The following is a 21,805-nucleotide window of genomic DNA, read 5'->3' on the forward strand; positions in this document are numbered from 1 at the left end:
CACTTACAAGGGATCTCAGTAATGCCGATTAAATGGGCGCTAAAACCCAGTGCGCTATTCTGTTCTTTTATTGCATTGACGCTTTCAGGTTGTGATAACTCGACTGGCAGTGAAACGCCAGCGAAAAATGCGCCCCAGGTTAACGTTGTTACGCTACATACCCAATCCCTGCCGGTTACCACCGAACTTCCCGGTCGCACTTCAGCCTTTCGCGTGGCAGAAGTGCGTCCGCAGGTTTCAGGTTTGGTATTACAACTTACCTTTATCGAAGGGAGTGACGTTGCCGCCGGACAAAAACTTTATCAAATCGATCCCGCTCCTTTTCAGGCGGCGTATGACAATGCACATGCCGCACTAGCGGAATCCGAAGCTAATGCCCGTATGGCACAAGCCACATTGCAGCGTTATCGCCCCTTAGCCGGCACGCAATATATCAGCCGTCAGGTTCTGGATCAGGCGGAAGCCACCGCCGCTCAGACGCGCGCCAATGTGGAGTCGGCAAAGGCCGCGCTCAACAGTGCACGCATCAACCTCAACTGGAGCAGCATTACGGCTCCCATTGCAGGGCGCGTTGGCCGCTCTTCCGTTACCGAAGGTGCACTGGTGCAAAATGGCCAGACAGATGCGCTGGCAACCGTACAGCAACTCGATCCTTTGTACCTCGATGTCACTCAATCCAGCCAGGATTATCTCCGTCTGCAACAGGAGCTGGCTTCCGGACAGTTGCAGCAAAACTACGGCAAAGCGCTGGTGCACGTGATCCTGACCGATGGCTCCGTCTACCCGCAACAGGGCACCCTGGCCTTCTCTGATGTCACCGTGGATCAAACCACGGGCTCAATCACCCTGCGCGCCATCGTACCCAATCCGCAGCACGCCCTACTGCCGGGCATGTTTGTACGCGCCCGACTCGACGAGGGCACCAATCCGCAGGCCATTTTGATCCCACAACAGGCCGTGACACGTACGCCACGAGGCGATGCCACCACCATGGTGGTAAGCACTGACAATAAAGTGGAGGTTCGCACACTGACTGTTTCACAAACCGAGGGCGATCAGTGGCTGGTGACGGGCGGCGTTCAGTCTGGTGAACGCGTGATTGTCTCAGGTATTCAGCGCGCTGAGCCCGGCCAAAGTGTCGTGCCGGTCGATATCACTGCCAACGCGACTGCACAAGGAACGACTAACTGATGTCCAAATTCTTTATCAATCGCCCAATTTTTGCCTGGGTGCTGGCGATTATTGTCATGCTGGCAGGGGCTATTTCCATCATGCGGCTGTCGGTGGAGCAATACCCTGATGTCGCTCCGACCGCTATTCAGATTCGCGTGACTTATCCCGGCGCCGATGCCACCACACTGCAAAATACCGTCACCCAGGTGATTGAGCAGAATATGAGTGGACTGGATGGGCTGATGTATATGTCCTCAACCAGCGATTCATCCGGCACGCTGGAACTGAAACTCTCCTTTGAAAATGGCACCGATGCGGACATCGCTCAGGTGCAGGTGCAGAACAAACTGCAGCTGGCGACACCGCTACTGCCGCAAGAGGTCCAGCAACAGGGGATTACCGTCCGTAAATCCTCCAGCACCTTCTTCCTGGTGCCGGCATTTGTCGACGAAACCGGCAAAATGAGCATGGAAGACATCGCCGATTACGTCGGCTCGAATATCAAGGATCCCCTCAGCCGTATCAGCGGTGTCGGTGATTCCACGCTGTTCGGCTCGCAATACGCGATGCGCATCTGGCTCGATCCCAATAAGCTGAATAACTACCAGCTGACGCCGGTGGATGTGATGAGCATGATCGAATCACAAAACGCGCAGATTGCCGCCGGTCAGTTAGGTGGCGCGCCGCCGGTAAAAGGCCAGCAGCTGAATGCCTCTATCATCGCGCAGACACGACTCACCTCACCCGAAGAGTTCGGGAATATTCTATTGAAGGTGAATGCGGATGGATCGCAGGTGCGGCTACATGATGTGGCGCGTATTGAGCGCGGCGGCGAGAACTATAATTTTGTGGTGAAAGTGAACGGCAAACCAGCCTCTGCGCTGGGGATTCAGCTGGCCACCGGCGCCAACGCGCTGGACACCGCCAAAGCCATTCGAGCCAAAATCGCGCAGCTTCAACCCTACTTCCCTCAGGGCATGAAGGTCGTGTATCCGTATGACACCACGCCGTTTATCAACATCTCGATTCATGAAGTCGTGAAGACACTCGCCGAAGCCATCATCCTGGTGTTCCTGGTGATGTATCTGTTCCTGCAAAGTTTCCGCGCTACGCTGATCCCAACCATTGCTGTACCGGTGGTGTTACTGGGCACCTTTGGCATTCTCAGCATGTTTGGCTATTCGATTAACACGCTGACCATGTTCGGCATGGTGCTGGCAATCGGGCTATTGGTCGATGATGCCATCGTGGTGGTGGAAAACGTTGAGCGCGTGATGGCGGAGGAAGGTCTGAAGCCTAAGGCAGCCACACGTAAATCGATGAAGCAGATTCAGGGTGCGCTGGTCGGCATTGCACTGGTGCTCTCCGCCGTGTTTGTCCCGATGGCCTTTTTCGGCGGCAGTACTGGCGTTATCTATCGCCAGTTCTCGGTCACCATTGTTTCTGCCATGGCGCTCTCGGTGCTGGTGGCATTAATTCTCACTCCGGCGTTATGCGTCACCATCCTTAAACCGGTTAAGCCGGGTCAACACGGCCATCAGCGCGGATTTTTCGGCTGGTTCAACCGAAAGTTTGATCAAAGTGCGGAACATTACACCTCTTCCGTGGGCCGCATGGTGCATAAGTCAGGCCGCTACCTGCTGATTTACGGCGTGATTGTGGTGGGGATGGCGGTGCTGTTTATGCGCCTGCCAACTTCATTTTTACCGGCTGAAGATCAGGGCGTTTTCGCCACGCAGGTCATTCTGCCCGCGGGTGCGACGCAGGAACGCACACAAAAGGTGCTCGACCAGATCAATGACTATTACCTGACACAAGAAAAAGCCAACGTTGAAAACGTGCTTACCGTGAACGGTTTCGGCTTTGCCGGACGCGGCCAGAATGTTGGCATTGCGTTTATCGGCCTGAAGGACTGGGAACAACGCGCCGGTGCGGAAAATAAAGTTGATGCCATTGTCAGCCGCGCTACGCAGGCTTTCTCCAGCATCGTCGATGGCACGGTAGTCGCGTTCAACCTGCCGCCGATTATTGCGCTGGGTAATGCCACAGGTTTTGATTTTGAACTGATTGACCAGGCGAACCTCGGTCATGACAAACTGATTGAAGCTCGCAATAAGCTGCTTGATCTGGCGCGTCAGCATCCTGATGTACTGACCGCTGTGCGCCCGAATGGCATGGAAGATAATCCCCAATACAAAATCAATATCGATCAGGAAAAAGCCACTGCGCTTGGCGTGACGCTGGACGATATTAACACCACGCTGAGTGCCGCATGGGGTGGCAGCTACGTGAATGATTTTATCGATCACGGCAGGGTGAAAAAAGTCTACGTGATGAGCGATGCACCCTATCGCATGATGCCGAAAGACATGGGCGATTGGTACGTGCGCGCCAGCAACGGGAAAATGGTGCCCTTCTCCAGCTTCTCCACTGCGCAATGGGTTTACGGTTCACCGCGCCTGGAGCGTTACAACGGTTTATCGTCAGTAGAAATCCTCGGACAGCCCGCGCCGGGCCGCAGCTCCGGTGAAGCCATGGCGCTGATGGAGCAACTCGCTGCTCAATTGCCAGACGGCATCGGCTATGACTGGACAGGCATGTCTTATCAGGAACGTCTCTCTGGCGATCAGGCTCCGGCACTGTATGCGTTGTCATTGATCGTCGTTTTCCTGTGTCTGGCCGCACTGTATGAGAGTTGGTCGATTCCTTTCTCGGTGATGCTGGTGGTGCCGCTGGGCGTAGTCGGTGCGCTGGCGGCAACGACGCTCAGAGGATTAAGCAATGATGTCTACTTTGTCGTTGGCCTGCTTACCACCATCGGTCTGGCGGCAAAGAACGCCATCCTTATCGTGGAATTCGCCAAAGACCTGACGGAGAAAGAGGGTAAAGGCATCATCGAAGCCACCCTTGAAGCCTCACGCATGCGCTTACGTCCGATTTTGATGACGTCGCTGGCCTTTATCCTCGGCGTGATGCCGCTGGCGATCAGTACCGGCGCGGGTTCGGGTGCGCAAAACGCGGTAGGCACTGGGGTCATTGGCGGCATGGTCGCCGCGACGCTACTGGCGATCTATTTTGTGCCGGTGTTCTTTGTGGTGGTGCGTAGCCGTTTTGCGGGTAAGCGAGATGACGAGGAAGATGAAGCCTAATCCTACAGCCAAAGGTTAATTCCAGGCGGTTGATTATTTCCCGTGGCGGTGTGATTGCCACGGGAAAGCGCTCCAACTAAATATTCTTATCGAAGAACGGATCCAGTTGGCTCATCGCCTGATCGACATAACGCGGCACCCAATAGGTTTCGATATGCGTGGCGCCCTCAATCAGATAAAGCCTTTTGTTGGTGGTTCCCGTTGCTTTGCTAAAGGCACTTTGCGTCATATACAGCGAATCTGCTTTGCTCCCGGCCATCATTAACAATGGTTGATTGATCTGAGGGGTTTATTAATGAATTGAACTAATAAACCCTAGCTGATTACGGGCTCTAATCAGTTCAATCTTCTCACGTTATGCTTTCATAAATTCACGAAAGGGTAATCTCATGCAAACAGTAAAACTTAATAACGGTCTCGATATGCCTCTGCTGGGCTTTGGTGTATTTCAGATGTCGGATGCCGCCGAATGTGAACGCGCAGTGATTGATGCCATCAAAACCGGTTATCGCCTGATCGACACTGCTGCCTCTTATCAAAACGAAACGCAGGTTGGGAATGCGATAAAGCAAAGCGGTATCGCGCGCGATGCGCTGTTTGTCACCACCAAATTGTGGCTACAAGATACTCATTATGAAGGCGCAAAAGCACAGTTCGAGCGCTCATTAAACCGGCTGCAGATGGACTACGTCGATCTTTATCTGATCCACCAGCCTTACGGCGATGTACATGGCGCGTGGCGTGCGATGGAAGAACTTTACGAAGCGGGCAAGATTAAAGCCATTGGTGTCAGCAACTTCCAGCCCGATCGTTTGGCCGACCTCATCGCATTTAATAAAGTTGTGCCCGCCGTGAATCAGATTGAAGTCAATCCCTTCCATCAGCAGCTTCATGCTGTGCCATGGATGAAGAGCCGAAACATCCAGCCTGAAGCATGGGCACCTTTTGCCGAAGGTAAAAACGGTTTGTTCCAGCATCCGGTTCTGACAGCAATAGGCGAAAAACATGGCAAAAGTGTGGGTCAGGTGGTGTTGCGTTGGATCTTCCAGCGTGGCGTAGTCTCTCTCGCGAAATCAGTGCGTAAGGCGCGCATGGAGGAAAATATTAACGTGCTCGATTTCGAGTTAAGCAGCGATGAAATGAACCGTATTACCGCGCTGGATACCGCAACCAGCGCCTTCTTCTCGCATCGCGATCCGGCCATGGTGGAGTGGCTGACTGGCCGTAAGCTCGATGTTTAAATGCTTGCTTCCACACATAAAGGAGTGACCAATGCAAACACGATATCTTGGAAACACTAAGCTTGAAGTCTCTGCGATTGGCCTGGGTTGTATGGGCCTGAGTCATGGCTACGGCCCTGCACTCAGTCAACAGCATGCCATTGAACTGATTCGTAGCGCCTACGAAAAGGGCGTAACCTTTTTTGATACTGCGGAAGTTTATGGTCCTTACCTCAATGAAGAGGTGGTGGGCGAAGCGTTAGCCCCCTATCGCGACAAAGTCGTGATTGCCACCAAGTTTGGCTTCACCTTTGGCGATGATAATAAGCAGCAGATTTTAAACAGCCGGCCAGACCATATTCGCCAGGCAATTGAAGGCTCGCTAAAGCGCCTGAGAACCGATGTGATTGACCTCTATTATCAGCATCGCGTTGATCCTGAGGTGCCGATTGAAGATGTCGCGGGAACGATTAAAGATCTGATTGCGGAAGGGAAAGTTAAACATTTCGGCCTTTCTGAAGCCGGTCCCGAGACCATTAAGCGTGCGCACGCCGTACAACCGGTGACCGCGCTGCAAAGTGAATATTCAATGTGGTGGCGTGAGCCTGAAGAAAAAATCCTTCCTCTGCTGGAAGAATTAGGCATTGGTTTTGTGCCCTTTTCTCCACTCGGTAAGGGTTTTCTTACCGGCACCATCGATGCACAGATGACGTTCGGCGACGATGACTTCCGCAGCAAAGTGCCACGATTTGCGGCCGAGGCCAGGGAAGCCAACCAGCAATTAGTCACGCTGGTACAAAGTATCGCAACTGAAAATGGCGTAACGCCTGCGCAGATTGCGCTGGCCTGGTTACTGGCACAGAAACCCTGGATCGTTCCTATTCCTGGTACAACGAAATTGCATCGGTTGGAAGAAAATTTAGGTGCGTCGCAAATAGCGTTAAACGCCCATGAAATACAAAAAATCACCACAGCTATTCAGGCTATAGATGTGGTTGGCGAGCGTTATCCAGAATCCCTGCGGGCGCGGGTCGGTAGATAAATGACGGGGGTGAACCTGGTTTCACCCCGTCATGTTTTCAACTTGAGATCAGGTTAAGGTTGGTAAACAGTATGGCTATACCAGACATCAACCTCTCCTGCCCTCAACTTTTACTCAACGTATAAGTAAACACCCTTCCGTTTTTAGTTTGCACGGTAAGGGTCTTGCCTGCGGTGGTATCCAGCGTGCGAGCTTCGCTGTACTTCCACATCATAAGACGTTGCCCCTCAGGGTAAGGGGATTCAGAGTCAGGCGGCCCAAACATATTAATCAACTCGGCTCTGGTGGTTTTACCGGTCTGTATTTTCTGAATGCTCGCGGTATCGAAATTATGCCCAACGGAACTTGAGCAGGCTGAAAGCATAAACATGATGGCCGGGATAAAATATGCTCTCATTGAATTACCCTTAAGATGCGTACATTAAATATAAAACCTCTGCATTATAGAGAGTTAAATCCCTTTTGGAGCGGCGAAGAATCTTAATTATTTCCCACACGTCCATTCATTTTATTTTTTTCGCAAAAGCTTAGTGCAATTCCTTGGTTCAACTCACGCGTGCGGCATTTGATGATGAAATCCGCCCGCCGGGCTATTGAATCATAAGGAATTCACCATGAGTAAGCATTTTCACTTGCAGGCATTGAGCTTAGCCCTGCTGACAGGGATATTTAGCGCACACGCGGCGGACACTCCGGTCAAGGGTGGCACGCTGGTGTATCTTGAACAGCAACCGCATACCAATCTCTATCCACCCGCCGGTGGTTTCTATCCCAACGGCGGCATTCTCAATCAGATCACCGATAAACTGACGTGGCAAAATCCGAAAACGTTGCAGGTCGAGCCCTGGGTGGCCGAAAGCTGGAGCAGTAACGCCGATAAAACTGAATACACCTTTAAAATTCGGCCGGGCGTCACGTTCTCCGATGGCACCCCATTAGATGCCAACGCGGTAGCCAAAAACTTTGATACTTACGGCCTCGGCAATAAAGCCCTGCGCCTGCCGGTTTCGGAAGTGATTAATAATTACGACCACAGCGAAGTTATCGATCCCCTGACGGTGAAATTCTATTTCAAAAAACCTTCTCCGGGATTTTTGCAGGGCACCGCGACCATCGGTTCCGGTTTAGTTTCACTCAGTACCTTGCAACGCAGCCTCGATCAACTGGGTGACGCGCGCCATATTATTGGCTCAGGTCCGTTTGTGGTCAGTGATGAAAAACTCGGGCGAGAAGTCGACCTTACTGCGCGTAAAGATTATCAGTGGGGCCCGAAAAATATCGCTCAGCAAGGCCCGGCCAATCTCGATGGCATCAAAATTATCGTCACGCCAGAAGACAGCGTGCGCATTGGCGCGTTGCTGGCGGGCCAGGCAGACTTCATCCGCCAGGTGCAGGCCTATGATGAGAAACAAGCACAACAGCAAAACTTCCCGATTTACGCCGCACCGACGCGTGGAATCAATGACAGCATTAGCTTCCGCCCCGATAACCCGCTGGTAAGCGATGTGAACGTGCGGCAGGCTCTGCTGCATGCGACAAACGCCCAACAGGTGGTACAAACGCTGTTCTCACCCAACTATCCGCAAGCCACCTCTGTCATTGCCAATTCAGCCGCAGGTTATGTCAACCTCGCCGACAAGCTGAAATACGATCCCTTGCTGGCAAAACAACTGCTGGATAAAGCGGGCTGGAAGGTCGGCAGTGACGGTATCCGTGAGAAAGACGGCAAGAAGCTTGCCCTGACAATCTACGAATCACTGCCACAGCCGCAAAACAAAGAAGTGCTGCAGTTGGTGGCACAGCAATGGCGTCAGGTTGGTGTGGCGCTGGCGGTCAAAGCCGGTGATGCGGGCAGCCGCACGCTGGACAATCTCGATCCATTAAAAACGCCATTGACCGTATCGGAAGTGGGTCGTGCCGATCCGGATGTGGTGAAAAGCCAGTTCTACCCCACTAACCGTGATGCGCTGCTGCAAAAAGGCGGCTCCAGCGACAAGGTGCAAAACTTCCGCGACGACAAGCTCAATAAGCTGCTGGTGGATATCTCTGCGGAAGTCGATCCCGCTAAGCGTCTGGCTCTGACCGGTGATGCCCAACGCTATCTGCTCGATCAGGCTTACGTGATCCCTATCTTCGAAGAGCCGCAGGTGTTCGCGGGTGCCCCCTGGTTCAAAGGCGTCAGCTTTGAAGCGGTCGGACGCCCTTCATTCTACGGTGCGTGGGTGGAAAAACACTAAGGCAGGCTAATGATGCAACGTTCTCTGCTGCGAAGAGTGGGTCAAAGCGTGCTGGTATTGTGGGCCGCGTTTACCCTGTCGTTCTTGCTGCTGCAGGTGCTACCGGGCGATGCGGTGCTGATCAAATTTCAGAACCCGGATCTGGGCTTGAGCCCGGATCAGATCGCGGAGATGCGGCTGGCCTATGGCGCGGATAACCCCCTGTGGCAGCAATATTTTCATACGCTAATGGCGATACTGCACGGTGATTTTGGCTATTCGGTGCAGGCCGGCGTGTCAGTAGGCGATCTGTTGATCAGCAACCTGCCCGCCACCCTGCAGCTGGCCGTGCTGGGTTTTGCGCTCGCCACGCTGCTGGCCTTTACGCTGGCGGCGCTGTCTCGGCTACCCGCGCTGCGCATGCTGCGTTCGTTGCTGCAATCCGTTCCTGCCCTGTTTATCTCGCTGCCGACCTTCTGGCTCGGCATCGCGTTGATACAGCTGTTCTCCTTCCAGCTGCGCTGGATACCGGTGATCAACCCGTCGCCGTTGCAGGGTTTAATCCTGCCAGTGATCACGGTGGCGATCCCGATTTCCGCGCCGCTGGCACAAATTCTGTTGCGCAGTATTGATCAAATCTCGACGCAGCCGTTTGTAGCGGTGGCGCGAGCTAAAGGCGCCAGCGCCAGTCGCGTGCTGTGGCGACACGTGATGCGTAATGCGCTGCTGCCGGTGCTCAACGTGGCGGGTCTGCTATTGGGCGAATTGATCGCTGGCGCGCTGATTACCGAAACCGTATTTGGTCTTAGCGGTATCGGCCAGCTGACGCAGCAAGCGGTCAATAATCAGGATGTCGCCGTGCTGCAAGCAGTGGTGATGATCTCTGCGCTGACCTTTGTACTGATTAATCTGCTGGTTGATGTGCTAATGCCTCTGTTTGATCCCCGTCTACAACCTATCGCCGGAGGAAACCGATGAGCCTCGTCGATTACGCCACCGCCCGCCAGCGCGGCGCTACCCCACGCACGCAACGCAGCTGGCAGATTCAGCCCGGACTCTGGCTGGCCTGGGCAGTGATGCTGCTGGCCTTGCTGGCCGCGTTCGCGCCAGGATTATTGACCCATTACCACCCGACGCAAGGCTTGCCCGGCGCGCAACGTTTAGCGCCGCAGGCCGCTTACTGGCTCGGGACCGATCAACTCGGCCGCGATCTGTTTACCCGTATTGTCTACGGTGCGTCACAGTCACTGGCCACCGCCTTTGCCGCCGTGGCGATGGGTCTGATTGGCGGCACAACACTTGGCGTATTGGCAGGCGCGGTAGGCGGGCGTACGGAAAACACCCTGATGCGCCTGGTTGACGTGCTGCTGTCGATCCCTTCATTACTGCTTTCGCTCAGCGTACTTATTCTGCTGGGGTTTGGCACGGTGCATGCCGCGCTGGCCGTGGGGATTGCCTCTATCGCTAATTTTGCTCGCCTGGCGCGTGGCGAAGTGGTACGCGTGCGGCGCAGCGAATATGTTGAAGCGGCCTACGGCAGCGGCGGCAGTTTTTGGTCGGTGCTGTGGCGACACATCTTGCCCAACTCGCTGACGGCGGTGATCGCCTTTGCCGCGCTACAGTTTGGTCAGGCGATTCTGGCGCTTTCCACGCTAAGTTTCCTCGGCTATGGCACGCCGCCTCCCACACCAGAATGGGGTTTACTGATCGCCGAGGGGCGCAACTATCTGGCTACGGCCTGGTGGCTGACCACTTTCCCCGGCATCGTGGTGGTGGCAGTGGTGCTGGCCGCGAATCGCATTAGCCAGCAGATCGCCGGAGGTGGCGCATGAGTGCATTACTCGCAATAGAAAATCTTTCCCTCAGCTATCAACAGCGCGGGCAGTGGCGTGAAGTGGTGCACAACGTGAGCTTCAGCTTGCAGGCAGGGGAAATGGTGGCCTTAGTGGGCGAGTCCGGCTCCGGTAAAACCACCACCGCACAAGCGATCATTGGCCTGCTGGCGGAAAATGGTCGCCGCGACAGCGGAAAAATCGTGTTAAACGGCACTGACATTGCCGACTGGTCGGCCAAACGTATGGACAGCCTGCGCGGCGTCAGTATCAGTCTGGTGCCGCAGGATCCCGGCAACTCACTGAATCCGGTGAAAACCATCGGCGATCAGGTGGGTGAGATGCTGCAACTGCATCAGAAAATCAGCCAGTCTGAGCGCCAGCAGCGCGTACTGGAACTGCTGGAAAAGGTTGGCCTGAGCCATCCACAACAGCGACTGGCGCAGTATCCGCATCAGCTTTCTGGTGGGATGAAACAACGCGTGTTGATTGCCATCGCCCTCGCCTTACGCCCGCAAATTATCATTGCGGATGAGCCCACCAGCGCACTGGATGTCACAGTGCAGAAGCGCATTCTGGATCTGCTGGATGTACTGCGGCGTGAATCCGGCACCGCTGTGCTGTTCGTCACGCACGATCTGGCGCTGGCGGCAGAACGCGCTGACCGATTGCTGGTCTTCCGTCACGGCGAGATTCAGGAACAGGGGCCAGCCGCTCAGCTGTTTAATGCGCCACACCATCCTTACACGCGTCAGCTGCTGCAAGATGCTGCGCCTGGCCACAGTGCGCTAACGATTCCTGCTGAAGCAAAATTTTCAACACCCGCGATCCAGCTTTCCGCCATCAACAAGCAATTTTCGCTCGGCAAACAGCAGCAGTTACCGGTCGCCAAACAGGTTAGCCTGACGGTGCCACGCGGCACCACGCACGCGCTGGTCGGTGAATCCGGCTCGGGTAAAACCACGCTGGCGCGCATTCTGCTGGGATTTGAACAGGCCGACAGCGGACGTGTCATCATCGACGGCATTGATACCAGTGCACTGCGCGGCGAAGCGCTTCGCCAGCTCAGACGCAAAATCCAGTTCGTTTACCAGAATCCGTTTGCATCTTTAGACCCGCGCCAGACGCTGTTTGCCATTATTGAAGAGCCGCTGCGCAATTTTGAAAAGCTCAGTGCCGACGTGCGCCGCCAGCGTGTTGAAGCCGTGGCTCAGCGAGTGGCACTGCCACTGGAATTGCTGACACGGAAACCGCGCGAACTTTCCGGTGGTCAACGCCAGCGCGTGGCAATTGCCCGAGCACTGATCCTGCAACCGGCAATACTGGTGCTGGATGAAGCCACTTCGGCACTGGATGTCACCGTACAGGCGCAGATCCTGCAGTTGTTGCAACAGCTGCAACAGGAGCTGGGCTTGACCTATCTGTTTATCACCCACGATCTCGCCACGGTGCGCCGCATCGCGCACAGCGTGACGGTGCTGCGTGCGGGGGAAGTGGTCGAGCAAGGTGACACGGTCACCCTATTTAACGCGCCCCAGCATACTTATACCCGTTCACTGATTGACGCTATCCCCGCTATCCGTCCGCTGATTAAGGAGTCTGCATGACGCGTAAACGCATTGGCTTTTTCACCCGCCTGCTGGATGAGGTCTCGGCGCAAGAGCGCTATCGCCTCGCCACAGAACAGATCCAGCACGCCGAGCGTTTGGGTTTCGATAGCGCCTGGATCGCTCAGCATCATTTTCATGAGAAGGAAGGCGGCCTGCCTGCACCGCTGGTTTTCCTCGCACACGTGGCCGCGCACACCCGCACAATTCGTCTTGGTACCGGCATTATTACGCTGGCGATGGAGAACGAGCTCCGTGTGGCGGAGGATGCGGCCGTACTGGATCTGCTCAGCAACCAGCGGCTGGAAATCGGATTAGGATCGGGCGGCACCAAAACCTCTTTCCTGCCCTTTGGCTTAACTATCGATCAGCGCGCCAGCGTATTTGCCGATCAACTGCACACGCTGCTCAGCGCCTGGCGCGGCGATACCCTCGCGCACCCGGATAATCATCTTTATCCGCCCGCCCCAACGCTGGCACAGCGCGTGTGGATCGCCACTTTCTCGGTTGAAGGTGCCGCACGAGCCGGAGCCGCTGGCCATGGATTGATGTTGTCACGCACGCAACCGCGTCCGCCAGGTCAGCCTGACTTGCCGCTGGAGGCGATACAAAATCCGATGATCGATGCCTATCTTGCCGCGCTACCGGCCGATATCGCACCGCGCATTCTCGCCTCGCGCACCGCATTCGTTGCCGATTCGAATGCGTATGCGCGGCGCCTGGCGGAACCGGGATTGCAGCGCCAGGCTGAGCAATTTCAGGCTGCTGGGCACGTCATCACTGGGCATACGCTGGAAAGCCATGCGCGCCAGCTTGATGCGCACTTTGGCGATGCGCCTACCGTTTTGGCGTCATTGCGCGCGGACTCCACCTTGCAACGTGTCACCGATATCACCTTCCAGGTGCACTCGATCGATCCGCCACACGCCGACATTCTGCGTTCCATTGAATTAATCGCTGACCATATCGCCCCGGCGCTACGCGCTCTGGAACAGGCTTAACAGGAGAAGATGATGTCTCAATCCATTGATTTACTGGCCGCCTTAGCGGATATCGACCCCGCATCGGAACTCGCATTAGCACGTCGCGAGCGACACGCTGCCACTCAGCACACGCAAGGGAGTTACGATGTACTGTTTGGTGAAGATGATGCGGATCTCCCACTGCCATGGCGGTTTGCCTTAGCCGCACAGGTTGCCGACTGGCACGGTGCTACCCGCTTACAGGCGCATTATCAGCAGCAAGTGACGAATAAGGCACATGACGCGCGTTTCGCGGCCGGTCACGCCTTTGCCGAACTGCTCAGCCTGCACCCAGTGGATGCAGCACCCAAACACATTCAAAACCTGCAAAGCGCTGGCTGGTCGCCGCATGGCATCGTCACCCTCGCACAATTAATTGCCTTTGTGAGCTTTCAGAGTCGTTTACTGACCGGCTTACGCCTGCTCAATGGCGAACAGAGTGACACGCAAGCACACGCCGTAGCAGGCAAGTGGCACGATGCGCCGTTAACGTTAAGCGGCCAAACTGCCCTCACCGCCTTTACCCAGCAAGAATTAGGCTGGGAACCCTGGCTGGCAGCCAAACCACTCAACGAATTTACCGCCGATGAACAGGCTACGCTGAAGAAAAACGGCCATAGCGACTCCGACTATTTCCGCCTGCTGGCACGTCATCTGCCGCTGCTGGAACAGCGCACGCTGACCGACAAAGGCATCTTTTACACCGCTGGCGGATTGCCGCGCGCTGAACGTGAACTGGCAGCAACGGTGGTGAGTAAAGTGAATGGCTGCATCTTTTGCGCTTCTGTCCATGCGCGTAAAGCCAGTCAATTGTCAAAAGATGATGCGGCAGTGCAAAAGCTGCTGAATGTGGCACCGGGCGCAGAACTGGCTCACGGCCAGTCACCACGCTGGGCCGCGATCATTGACCTGGTCGCCACACTATCAATCACGCCTGCTGCCGCTAGCCTCGAACAGGTTCAGACGTTACGCGGTCACGGCGTCACCACGCTGGAACTGCTTGATGTGATCCAGTCCGCCGCTTTCTTTGCCTGGGCAAACCGTTTGATGTTGACGCTGGGCGAGCCTTTTTTACCTGCACAAGCACAAGGATGACCATGACCGGGCAAACCCATTCAACGCAGCGTTTTCACATCACCCTGACCGGCAAAGGCGCCCATGCCGCGCGCCCGCATGAAGGCATTGATGTGATTGTGATCGGCAGTCATATCGTTTCAGCGCTGTATGCGCTCCCCAATCGTCATCGCCAATGGACGCTTGGCATTACACGTTTAACGGCCGGTAATAGCTGGAATGTGCTACCTCAGACGGCAGAAATCGAAGGCATCGTTCGCAGTAATGATAAGTACACCGATACACACATCACCACCCTGATTGCCGGCATTGCCGCCGGTTTTGGTGCGGAGACGCACGTCAACTGGCAGCCACTGTCAGCATCCGAACCGGACGCGCTAGCATGGGCGCAGTGACAATGAGAGCAAGGAGGAAAGCGATGGCAATTTCAGTACCGATTCCCTGTCTTGATCATGTGGTCATCAACGTGGCCGATCGGTTAGATGAGGCGAGTGCGCTGTTTCGCCGGTTAGGGTTTCAGCTCACAGAACGCGGCCATCATTCGCTCGGATCCAGTAACCATCTGGCCGTGTTTGGTGATAACTATCTTGAGCTGCTTGGCTTTGAGGCCGGACGTGCCAGTTTACGCCAGGACGTGTGGCAGTCGCCGATTGGCCTGAGTGGTTTAGTGTGGAAGACCGACGATGCCGATGCGGTATGGCGTTATCTTGAGGGCCAGGACATTGATGGCAATCAACCTGCCCACTTCTTCCGTCCGGTGCAGTTACCGGATGGCAACGAAGAACAAGCTCGTTTCCGCACAGTGCCATTACGGCCTGCGCTGGTGCCGAATGGCCGCAGTTTCTTTTGCCAGCACGAGACACCGCACGCGGTGTGGCAGGAAGCATGGCGTCAGCATCCCAACGGCGTGATCGATATTGTCGAATTTGTGGTGGTGGCGCAGGATCCAGCGGCGGCGGCACAACCCTACAGTCGGCTGTTTGGGGCTAATGCGCTCACCGCCTGCCAGGAAGGCGCATTCGTATTGAAAGCCGGCGTGGCAACGATACGCTTCGCTGCTGCTGGCTATGTCACGCAACGCTTCGCCGGCTTACCACTCGATTACAACGGCAGTGCACGCATGGCGGCGTTAAGCTTGCGCAGTACGGATCTGCGCAAGGTGAAAGCCAGCTTGTTACTGGGCGATATCCCGTTCCTGGAAGAGGAGTCAGCGCTTATCGTCAGCGCTGAACATGCCTTTGGCGTGGCGCTGCGGTTTCAGCAGTGAGCTTAAGCCACGTGCATGGCCCCGCCGCGCCTTTTAAACACTGCTCTTCAGCTGTGCTCGTGCGGTGTAAAAACGGCGATACGACAAATATGCGGCAATGATGGTCGAGAGGCTGGCGGTGCCGATGAGCATAAAGGTCACCATAATCTGGTATTTAATCGCTTTCACCGGATCGATCCCGGCAAAAATCAATCCTGACATCATGCCGGGAAGACTCACCAGTCCCACGGTTTTTGCGGCATCGACCGTCGGGATCATTGCCGCACGGATGCTGTCGCGAATCAGCCGCCCCGAGGCGAGCTTCACCGAAGCGCCTAAACTCAGCATCTCCAGAATCTTCTGCCGATTATCGCTAAACCTCTGATTGAGGTTGGTGTAACACAGACCCACTGCCACCATCGCGTTGCCCGCGATCATGCCGGAAATGGGGATCACCTGCATCGGGATAAACTCAATGGCGCCGCTCAATAACAAAATAGTGAGGGTGAGCGACGTGCCGGTGGTGATCGCCACAAATGAGATCGCTAGCGCATGGTCGATGTTGCGGCTGCGTTTGCGTGCATTCAGCGCCGCATTCACGCAGATGAATAGCACCATTAAGATGGTCAGCCAGCGGTTGTTAAGGTCAAAAATCGACTTCAACACATAGCCCACAATCACCAGCTGCACGATGGCGCGGCACACGCTCCAGAGGATGTCCTTACCCATGCCGAGCTTCTCTTTCTGACTGATTAGCAGTGCGATCACCACCAGCATCAGTGAAAGCAGCAGCGAGCTGTCGGTAATATTATGCTGGCTCATGTACGGCTCCATTCTCCGGTGTTTCCAGTCGCAATACTTTTTCGGCGTGCTGGATTTCATTGACATCATGGCTAATCCACACCACAGCCAGGCGTTGGTGATCCACCCGCTGGCGAATCATTGCCTGTATCGCGGTTTTATTTTCCTCATCCAGCGCGCTGGTCACTTCATCCAGCAACAGCACCTGCGGCAGAAATTGCAGATTACGCAGCAGTCCAACGCGTTGTTTTTCGCCTCCGGAGAGTTGCTCCACCGGCTTATCCAACATATCTGCATTAAGGTGCACGCTCTCCAGCGAGGCGATTAGCTTTTCACGCACCGGTTTTTGCTGACGAATCAGCCAGGGCAACGCCAGGTTGTCGTAGACCGTCTCACCAAACAGCTGTGGCGTCTGGAAACAGTAGGAGACCTGCTGGCGATAGTGCTCGGGTTTGCATTGAGCGATATCGCGATTCTCAAAGCGAATCACGCCGGCTGTCGGGGCCAGCAACGAGGCTAAAATTTTCAACAGCGTGCTTTTACCGCTGCCTGAGGGGCCGGTCAGCAGCAGAAAATCACCCGCATGAAGTTGCAGTGAAACAGGTGCCAGCAGCGTTCGGCCTTGCATGGCATAGGTGATCCCTTGCACATCAAGCAGGGGAATTTCGGTGGTCATGATCGCTTCCAGATGTCAGTGAGGATTTTCAGGGCTTATGACTTCTACGCGCCCCAGGACGGGTCAACGCGTTGCTGATTTCATACAACTTGCTCATGCTATTCATGGTGGCGACCGGCGTCGTGGCGGCCAGCCCTAACACCAGGATCTCCAGACAGATCATCGGCGTAGCATGCACCGGCATTTTATCCGCCTCACGGCTGCGCGGGATCTCAATCGTCACATCGGATCGCTGAGCAAAATGACTGTCGGTGGCGCCTGTCAGGACAATGATTTTCATCCCCAGTCGTTGTGCTTCGGCCATTGTCACCAATCCTTCCGGATGCGCACTGCTCTGCACCAGCATAATCAGGACATCAGCATGGCGCATCTCCGCAATCTGTTCGCTGAGTGCAATGCCGGTGCGATTAAGCACATAGCATGCGGTACCGTTACGTTTAAAGAGTCGTGCAGTGTAATCGGCAAGAATGGCTGAAGCACCGATGCCAAAGATCGCCACCCGTTCTGCATGCTGCAACAGATCGATGGCTTGCTGAATCGCCTTTCTGTTCGCCGTGGACGACAGCATATCGCAACTGATGCGATAGCTATCCAGCACGAAATCCACACTCCCTTTGGCATCCTGCGACAAGGCATTGACTGTCGAGGCCACACGCGCCGGCGATCGTTGTGTGACGCCCAGATACTCCCCCATCACAATTTTCAGATCGCGATAGCCGGAGAAACCCAACGCCTGAATGGCACGGATCACTGTGGCATCCGAGGTCTGGGTATCAATAGCGATACCCAGCGCGGTTTTATCCAGTACCACACTGCGATGCTGATGGATGTAATTCGCCACTTTGAACAGGCGTGGCGTGAGCTGATGTTTACAGGCGTGAAAGCGTTCGCCGTAGAGATCGTAAGGGCGTTTACTGGTTTTCGGTGCGGAATCGCTCACGGGAACAAACACCTTTTAAATGAGTAGGTTGGATGATGCTTCGCGACGTTATCGCGATAAAGTTCTGCGAGGATAATCCAGAATTTGAACGGAATCAAAGCCACGCCGTCCCTTCTCACCGCTAAATTTCCTTAATGGCAAAGGTATTATTAGAATGAAAATTAAGAATACCTTAATTTAATTAAATTAATCATCATCCGTTTATCGAAGGATCGTTAGGGTTAACGTCGCCGCCGCCCGGGTGAAATGTAGTGGATGATGAATATACATCCTGAAACTACACCATCTACTACATATATGCAATAAATCCATATAAAACAATGGATTTAAAAACTACATTTAATCTCAATATTGCATTGAATAGTGGTTTTGTGCCAACGCACTTTCCAGTGAAATAGAAAATAAATAGCCTGAATTGATAGCGACACAGCAATATTTTGTTGTAAATGGAAATCAATCTCATTACCATCCGCTCTTCTGAATATTTCCCTTTTTGATGCGGATTTAACTTAATGAAGTATCTTTGCTTATTTTCACCAGCGGTAAAATATACGCTCTCTGGCTCTCAGGTATTACTGGCTTCCACCCTGCTGTGCAGTTACTCAGCCAGCGGCGCGGATCAAACCTTGACCGTTACAGCCGCCCCGGAGACCACTTCCAGCAGCTATAACCAGGACGATGCCGCGGCGACACTGCGCACCTCAACGCCACGCAACGAAACACCGCAGTCGATCAGCGTGGTGACGCCACAAGTGATGAAGGATTATCAGGTAACCAGCCTGAATGATGCGGTGAAGTTCGTCAGTGGAGTGACTCAAGGCAATACGCTGGGGGGGACAGAAGATGGTTTTGTCAAGCGTGGTTTCGGCTCCAACACCGACGGTTCAATCTTCATCGATGGCGTGCGCAGTAACCAGGGATTGACCATGGATGCCAGCATCGATCATGTCGAGGTGCTGAAGGGATCCTCATCGCTGCTGTACGGCATTCTGAATCCTGGCGGCATCATCAATCTGGTGAGTAAAAAGCCGCAATACGAGTGGAACACCCATATCAGCGGTGAATCCAGCAGCTACGGCGGTGGCACTGGCATGGTGGATATCACCGGGCCGCTCGGTAACGGCTTTGCCTTCCGCATGGTGGCAGAGCGTCAGCGCGAGGATTACTGGCGTAATTTTGGCGTTAACGAACATACCCTGCTGGCGCCGTCATTAAGCTGGTACGGCGATCGCGCGTCCTTCAACATCAGCTACGTCGAGTATAAATACGATGTGCCTTACGACCGTGGCACGGCGTTTCTTAGCGGGAAACCCGTCGATATTCCTTACAACCGTCGTCTCGACGACAATGCTAACCATGCCTGGGGCAAAAACAAACGCCTGAACGTCTCTTACGGTTATAACCTCAATGATGTCTGGGATACGCACCTTAACTATGGCTGGATGCAGCGCCGTTATGACAGTAACGAAGTGCGCGCCACCGCCATCAACACCACGACCGGCATCGTTTCGCGCCGCGCTGACGCTAACCGTGGCTTCAACCATCAGACAGAATATGTCTCCTGGGATATCAGCGGTTCTCCCACTGTCGCGGGCATGCAGCACGACTTGTTGGTGGGTGTCGATTATGAGCAGAACGAAACCTATAAAGCGCGATCCTATCGCGGCACTGTTTCACGCACCTTCAACATGTACGACCCGGTGTACGGCGAAGAGCCGATCCTCAGCGACAGCACCTATAACGATGCGCTGAGCAATCTGCGCACCAATCTTTATAGCCGCTCAGTGTTTGCCAAAGACAGCATTCATCTGACGGACAAATGGATCGCGGTGTTGGGTAGCCGTTTCCAGCGCTACACCCAAACCTCCAGCAACGGCTTTATCGATCCTGAAACCACACTCAACGATCGCGGCAACGCTTTCCTGCCGCAATTGGGGGTGGTGTACAAAGTCTTGCCGGACGTCTCACTGTACGGCAGCTACAGCAAATCATTTACGCCATCAACCCAAACCGACGATGACGGCAATGTGGCCTCCACCGAAAAAGGCACCACCTGGGAAGTGGGTTCGAAGTGGCAGGTTGCACCCAATCTGGCCGCCACGCTAGCGTTGTACCGCATTGATGAAGAGGACATGTCGATTTTCATTAACGGCGTGACGCGCAACATTCCCAAAGCACGCTCGACCGGTGCGGAGCTGGAGGTCAACGGCGAGTTTGCGCCTGACTGGAACCTGATCGCTAACTACAGCTACGACAAAACCGAGATTGTTTCCGACAACGTTAATCCTGACAACGTCGGCAACCGCCTGGTGAATGCACCGACCAATATGGGCAGCCTGTATCTGAGCCACACTCTGCGCTTCTCGTGGTTGCCAGGTGAACTGCGGCTCGGCGGCGGTGGACGCTATGTTGGCACCCGTGCGGGCGATCCAGAAAACAGCTTCGTGATGCCCGCTTATACCGTAGCCGATGCGTTTATTGCCTGGGACAGCCAGCTGATCGGTAAACACACTCAGTTGAAGCTTAACGTGAAGAACCTGTTCAACCGCGAATACTACGAGTCCAGCGCCGGTAACCTGCGCGTGATTGAAGGTGAACCCCGCGTGATGTATTTGCAGGCTGCCGTCGACTTCTAATCTGCTGTGCTCCGCCTTACAGGGCGGAGCCTACTGTGAGCAACGCGATGAAAAAAGTGCTACTGACATTGCTTCTGCTATTGCCGCTGGCTTCGCAGAGTAAAACCCTGACCGATAGCCTGCAACGTCAGGTGAATGTCCCGGACAATCCGCAGCGGATTGTGATTGGCGAAAGCCGGATGATTTATACCCTCGCGCTGGTGGAGGATGGCAACCCGGCGAAACGGGTGGTCGGCTGGCCCGCGGATCTGCGCAATCTCGATAAGCAAACCTGGGATCGTTACGTCAAAACCTTCCCGTCAATCGGCAACATTACCCAGATTGGCAACTCCAACTTCTCGCAGCTTAATGTAGAGAAAATTATCGCGCTGCAGCCGGATTTGGTGATACTGCCGGTGTATGCCCGTACTCCGCCCAATAACTCGCTGTTTATGCAGCAGCTACAGGCCGCGAATATCCCGGTGCTGTTTCTTGATTTCCGCGTCGACCCGCTGGCGAATACCGTTGCCAGTCTGCGTACGCTGGGCGCGGCACTCAATGATGAGGCGAAAAGCGAGCGCTTCATTGCCTTCTATCAGCAGCATATGCAGCGTATTCGCGATCGTTTAGCCAACTGGCACGGCACGCGTCCGAAAGTGATGCTGCAATTACATCTGGGTAAGAAAGCCGAATGCTGTACCACGGTGGCGCATGGCAATCTGGCGGATTTGATCGCCTTCGCCGGGGGCGACAACATTGCCGCCGGGCGTTTTCCCGCCGTATTTGGTCAGCTCAACCCGGAAGCGGTGATAGCCGCTAATCCCGATCTCTATATCGCCACCGGCTCTTCGGGCTCGGAAGAAAACACCGCACTGCAACTCGGCCCATTGGTCAACGGGGAACAAGCCAAAACCACCTTTCTGCGGGCGCTGGCGCAAGACAGCACGGTCTCGGCCCTGCCCGCCGTGCAGCAGCAGCGCGCCGCCGCCTTCTGGCAAAATTTCTACATGAGCCCATGGCACCTGCTGGCCGCCGAATTTTTTGCCAAAACCTTCCATCCACAGCTATTCCACGATCTGTCACCCGATGACACGCTGCGGGAGATGAACCAGCAATTCCTGCCGATCCCGGAAACAGGCACTTACTGGACGCACAATTGATTTTTCGCGGTAACTGACGCACAGGGTTTGGC

General features: G+C 54.8%; 18 protein-coding genes and 1 pseudogene. 14 read left to right on the forward strand and 5 right to left on the reverse strand.

Annotation, left to right across the window (positions count from 1 at the left end; translation table 11 throughout):
- The first annotated feature begins 21 nt into the window (after positions 1 to 21).
- Both IAE30_RS01600 and IAE30_RS01605 read left to right on the forward strand, forming a co-directional pair.
- Positions 22 to 1,191 carry an efflux RND transporter periplasmic adaptor subunit gene (locus IAE30_RS01600; protein WP_200678020.1) on the forward strand — a complete coding sequence of 390 codons (1,170 nt, stop codon included), beginning with the start codon at positions 22 to 24 and terminating at the stop codon, positions 1,189 to 1,191.
- Positions 1,191 to 4,322 carry an efflux RND transporter permease subunit gene (locus IAE30_RS01605; protein ID WP_200678021.1) on the forward strand — a complete coding sequence of 1,044 codons (3,132 nt, stop codon included), beginning with the start codon at positions 1,191 to 1,193 and terminating at the stop codon, positions 4,320 to 4,322. Before IAE30_RS01600 ends, IAE30_RS01605 begins: the two co-directional genes overlap by 1 nt.
- A gap of 76 nt (positions 4,323 to 4,398) precedes the next feature.
- On the opposite strand, the pseudogene IAE30_RS01610 reads toward IAE30_RS01605, so the two are convergent.
- Positions 4,399 to 4,602: pseudogene (locus tag IAE30_RS01610) on the reverse strand (alpha/beta hydrolase); the annotation flags it as partial.
- A gap of 109 nt (positions 4,603 to 4,711) precedes the next feature.
- On the opposite strand from IAE30_RS01610, the gene IAE30_RS01615 reads away from it, so the two are divergent.
- Positions 4,712 to 5,563 carry an aldo/keto reductase gene (locus IAE30_RS01615; protein WP_200678023.1) on the forward strand — a complete coding sequence of 284 codons (852 nt, stop codon included), beginning with the start codon at positions 4,712 to 4,714 and terminating at the stop codon, positions 5,561 to 5,563.
- Between the two features lie 31 nt (positions 5,564 to 5,594).
- Entirely contained in the window at positions 5,595 to 6,584 is a 990-nt protein-coding gene (locus IAE30_RS01620) for an aldo/keto reductase (protein WP_200537661.1), read from the forward strand.
- A gap of 103 nt (positions 6,585 to 6,687) precedes the next feature.
- Here the strand turns inward: IAE30_RS01620 and IAE30_RS01625 are convergent, their stop codons facing one another.
- Positions 6,688 to 6,981 (reverse strand): hypothetical protein, encoded by a 294-nt coding sequence (locus tag IAE30_RS01625; RefSeq protein WP_045815478.1) that lies wholly within the window; start codon positions 6,979 to 6,981, stop codon positions 6,688 to 6,690.
- A 217-nt stretch (positions 6,982 to 7,198) separates the two neighbouring features.
- Here IAE30_RS01625 and IAE30_RS01630 point away from each other — a divergent pair, with 217 nt between their 5' ends.
- Genes IAE30_RS01630 through IAE30_RS01665 form a run of 8 tightly spaced genes read left to right on the forward strand, consistent with a single transcriptional unit; the run spans position 7,199 to position 15,602 of the window.
- Positions 7,199 to 8,821 carry a TIGR04028 family ABC transporter substrate-binding protein gene (locus IAE30_RS01630; RefSeq protein ID WP_200678025.1) on the forward strand — a complete coding sequence of 541 codons (1,623 nt, stop codon included), beginning with the start codon at positions 7,199 to 7,201 and terminating at the stop codon, positions 8,819 to 8,821.
- Between the two features lie 12 nt (positions 8,822 to 8,833).
- A complete protein-coding gene (locus IAE30_RS01635) occupies positions 8,834 to 9,778 on the forward strand; it encodes an ABC transporter permease (protein WP_200678370.1) in 945 nt (314 codons plus the stop codon).
- Positions 9,775 to 10,632, forward strand: a complete 858-nt coding sequence (locus tag IAE30_RS01640) for an ABC transporter permease (protein WP_200678027.1) — start codon at positions 9,775 to 9,777, stop codon at positions 10,630 to 10,632. The genes IAE30_RS01635 and IAE30_RS01640 overlap by 4 nt, the downstream gene beginning before the upstream one ends.
- Positions 10,629 to 12,239 (forward strand): ABC transporter ATP-binding protein, encoded by a 1,611-nt coding sequence (locus IAE30_RS01645; protein WP_200678029.1) that lies wholly within the window; start codon positions 10,629 to 10,631, stop codon positions 12,237 to 12,239. The genes IAE30_RS01640 and IAE30_RS01645 overlap by 4 nt, the downstream gene beginning before the upstream one ends.
- Complete coding sequence (locus IAE30_RS01650) at positions 12,236 to 13,240, forward strand: putative FMN-dependent luciferase-like monooxygenase (RefSeq protein ID WP_200678031.1); 1,005 nt, start codon at positions 12,236 to 12,238, stop codon at positions 13,238 to 13,240. The genes IAE30_RS01645 and IAE30_RS01650 overlap by 4 nt, the downstream gene beginning before the upstream one ends.
- Positions 13,241 to 13,252: 12 nt before the next feature.
- Positions 13,253 to 14,356: an alkylhydroperoxidase domain protein gene (locus IAE30_RS01655; protein ID WP_200537826.1), complete on the forward strand. Its 1,104-nt coding sequence runs from the start codon at positions 13,253 to 13,255 to the stop codon at positions 14,354 to 14,356.
- A gap of 2 nt (positions 14,357 to 14,358) precedes the next feature.
- Positions 14,359 to 14,730 carry a peptidase dimerization domain-containing protein gene (locus IAE30_RS01660; protein ID WP_370585445.1) on the forward strand — a complete coding sequence of 124 codons (372 nt, stop codon included), beginning with the start codon at positions 14,359 to 14,361 and terminating at the stop codon, positions 14,728 to 14,730.
- Positions 14,731 to 14,753: 23 nt separating this feature from the next.
- A complete protein-coding gene (locus IAE30_RS01665; protein ID WP_200678041.1) occupies positions 14,754 to 15,602 on the forward strand; it encodes a VOC family protein in 849 nt (282 codons plus the stop codon).
- A gap of 33 nt (positions 15,603 to 15,635) precedes the next feature.
- Here IAE30_RS01665 and fetB read toward each other — a convergent pair whose 3' ends face one another.
- Genes fetB through IAE30_RS01680 form a run of 3 tightly spaced genes read right to left on the reverse strand, consistent with a single transcriptional unit; the run spans position 15,636 to position 17,998 of the window.
- A complete protein-coding gene (gene fetB / locus IAE30_RS01670; protein WP_200678043.1) occupies positions 15,636 to 16,403 on the reverse strand; it encodes an iron export ABC transporter permease subunit FetB in 768 nt (255 codons plus the stop codon).
- On the reverse strand, positions 16,390 to 17,058 hold the full coding sequence (fetA, locus tag IAE30_RS01675; RefSeq protein ID WP_200678045.1) for an iron ABC transporter ATP-binding protein FetA: 669 nt from the start codon (positions 17,056 to 17,058) through the stop codon (positions 16,390 to 16,392). Before fetA ends, fetB begins: the two co-directional genes overlap by 14 nt.
- A 28-nt stretch (positions 17,059 to 17,086) precedes the next feature.
- Positions 17,087 to 17,998 (reverse strand): MurR/RpiR family transcriptional regulator, encoded by a 912-nt coding sequence (locus IAE30_RS01680; protein ID WP_200678047.1) that lies wholly within the window; start codon positions 17,996 to 17,998, stop codon positions 17,087 to 17,089.
- A gap of 512 nt (positions 17,999 to 18,510) precedes the next feature.
- Here IAE30_RS01680 and IAE30_RS01685 point away from each other — a divergent pair.
- Together IAE30_RS01685 and IAE30_RS01690 are read left to right on the forward strand one after the other, a co-directional pair.
- Positions 18,511 to 20,634 carry a TonB-dependent siderophore receptor gene (locus IAE30_RS01685; RefSeq protein ID WP_200678049.1) on the forward strand — a complete coding sequence of 708 codons (2,124 nt, stop codon included), beginning with the start codon at positions 18,511 to 18,513 and terminating at the stop codon, positions 20,632 to 20,634.
- Positions 20,635 to 20,681: 47 nt separating this feature from the next.
- Positions 20,682 to 21,773 carry an ABC transporter substrate-binding protein gene (locus IAE30_RS01690; protein ID WP_200678372.1) on the forward strand — a complete coding sequence of 364 codons (1,092 nt, stop codon included), beginning with the start codon at positions 20,682 to 20,684 and terminating at the stop codon, positions 21,771 to 21,773.
- Positions 21,774 to 21,805: the final 32 nt, after the last annotated feature.

The sequence above is a fragment of the Pantoea sp. S61 genome, from assembly GCF_016625145.1.
In the GTDB taxonomy this organism is placed as follows: Bacteria; Pseudomonadota; Gammaproteobacteria; order Enterobacterales; family Enterobacteriaceae; genus Pantoea; species Pantoea rwandensis_B.

Coding starts and splice junctions, on each gene's coding strand:
- IAE30_RS01600 (WP_200678020.1), top strand. CDS start 22: ATGCCGATTAAATGGGCGCTAAAACCCAGTGCGCTATTCTGTTCTTTT.
- IAE30_RS01605 (WP_200678021.1), top strand. CDS start 1,191: ATGTCCAAATTCTTTATCAATCGCCCAATTTTTGCCTGGGTGCTGGCG.
- IAE30_RS01615 (WP_200678023.1), top strand. CDS start 4,712: ATGCAAACAGTAAAACTTAATAACGGTCTCGATATGCCTCTGCTGGGC.
- IAE30_RS01620 (WP_200537661.1), top strand. CDS start 5,595: ATGCAAACACGATATCTTGGAAACACTAAGCTTGAAGTCTCTGCGATT.
- IAE30_RS01625 (WP_045815478.1), bottom strand. CDS start 6,981: ATGAGAGCATATTTTATCCCGGCCATCATGTTTATGCTTTCAGCCTGC.
- IAE30_RS01630 (WP_200678025.1), top strand. CDS start 7,199: ATGAGTAAGCATTTTCACTTGCAGGCATTGAGCTTAGCCCTGCTGACA.
- IAE30_RS01635 (WP_200678370.1), top strand. CDS start 8,834: ATGCAACGTTCTCTGCTGCGAAGAGTGGGTCAAAGCGTGCTGGTATTG.
- IAE30_RS01640 (WP_200678027.1), top strand. CDS start 9,775: ATGAGCCTCGTCGATTACGCCACCGCCCGCCAGCGCGGCGCTACCCCA.
- IAE30_RS01645 (WP_200678029.1), top strand. CDS start 10,629: ATGAGTGCATTACTCGCAATAGAAAATCTTTCCCTCAGCTATCAACAG.
- IAE30_RS01650 (WP_200678031.1), top strand. CDS start 12,236: ATGACGCGTAAACGCATTGGCTTTTTCACCCGCCTGCTGGATGAGGTC.
- IAE30_RS01655 (WP_200537826.1), top strand. CDS start 13,253: ATGTCTCAATCCATTGATTTACTGGCCGCCTTAGCGGATATCGACCCC.
- IAE30_RS01660 (WP_370585445.1), top strand. CDS start 14,359: ATGACCGGGCAAACCCATTCAACGCAGCGTTTTCACATCACCCTGACC.
- IAE30_RS01665 (WP_200678041.1), top strand. CDS start 14,754: ATGGCAATTTCAGTACCGATTCCCTGTCTTGATCATGTGGTCATCAAC.
- fetB (WP_200678043.1), bottom strand. CDS start 16,403: ATGAGCCAGCATAATATTACCGACAGCTCGCTGCTGCTTTCACTGATG.
- fetA (WP_200678045.1), bottom strand. CDS start 17,058: ATGACCACCGAAATTCCCCTGCTTGATGTGCAAGGGATCACCTATGCC.
- IAE30_RS01685 (WP_200678049.1), top strand. CDS start 18,511: ATGAAGTATCTTTGCTTATTTTCACCAGCGGTAAAATATACGCTCTCT.
- IAE30_RS01690 (WP_200678372.1), top strand. CDS start 20,682: ATGAAAAAAGTGCTACTGACATTGCTTCTGCTATTGCCGCTGGCTTCG.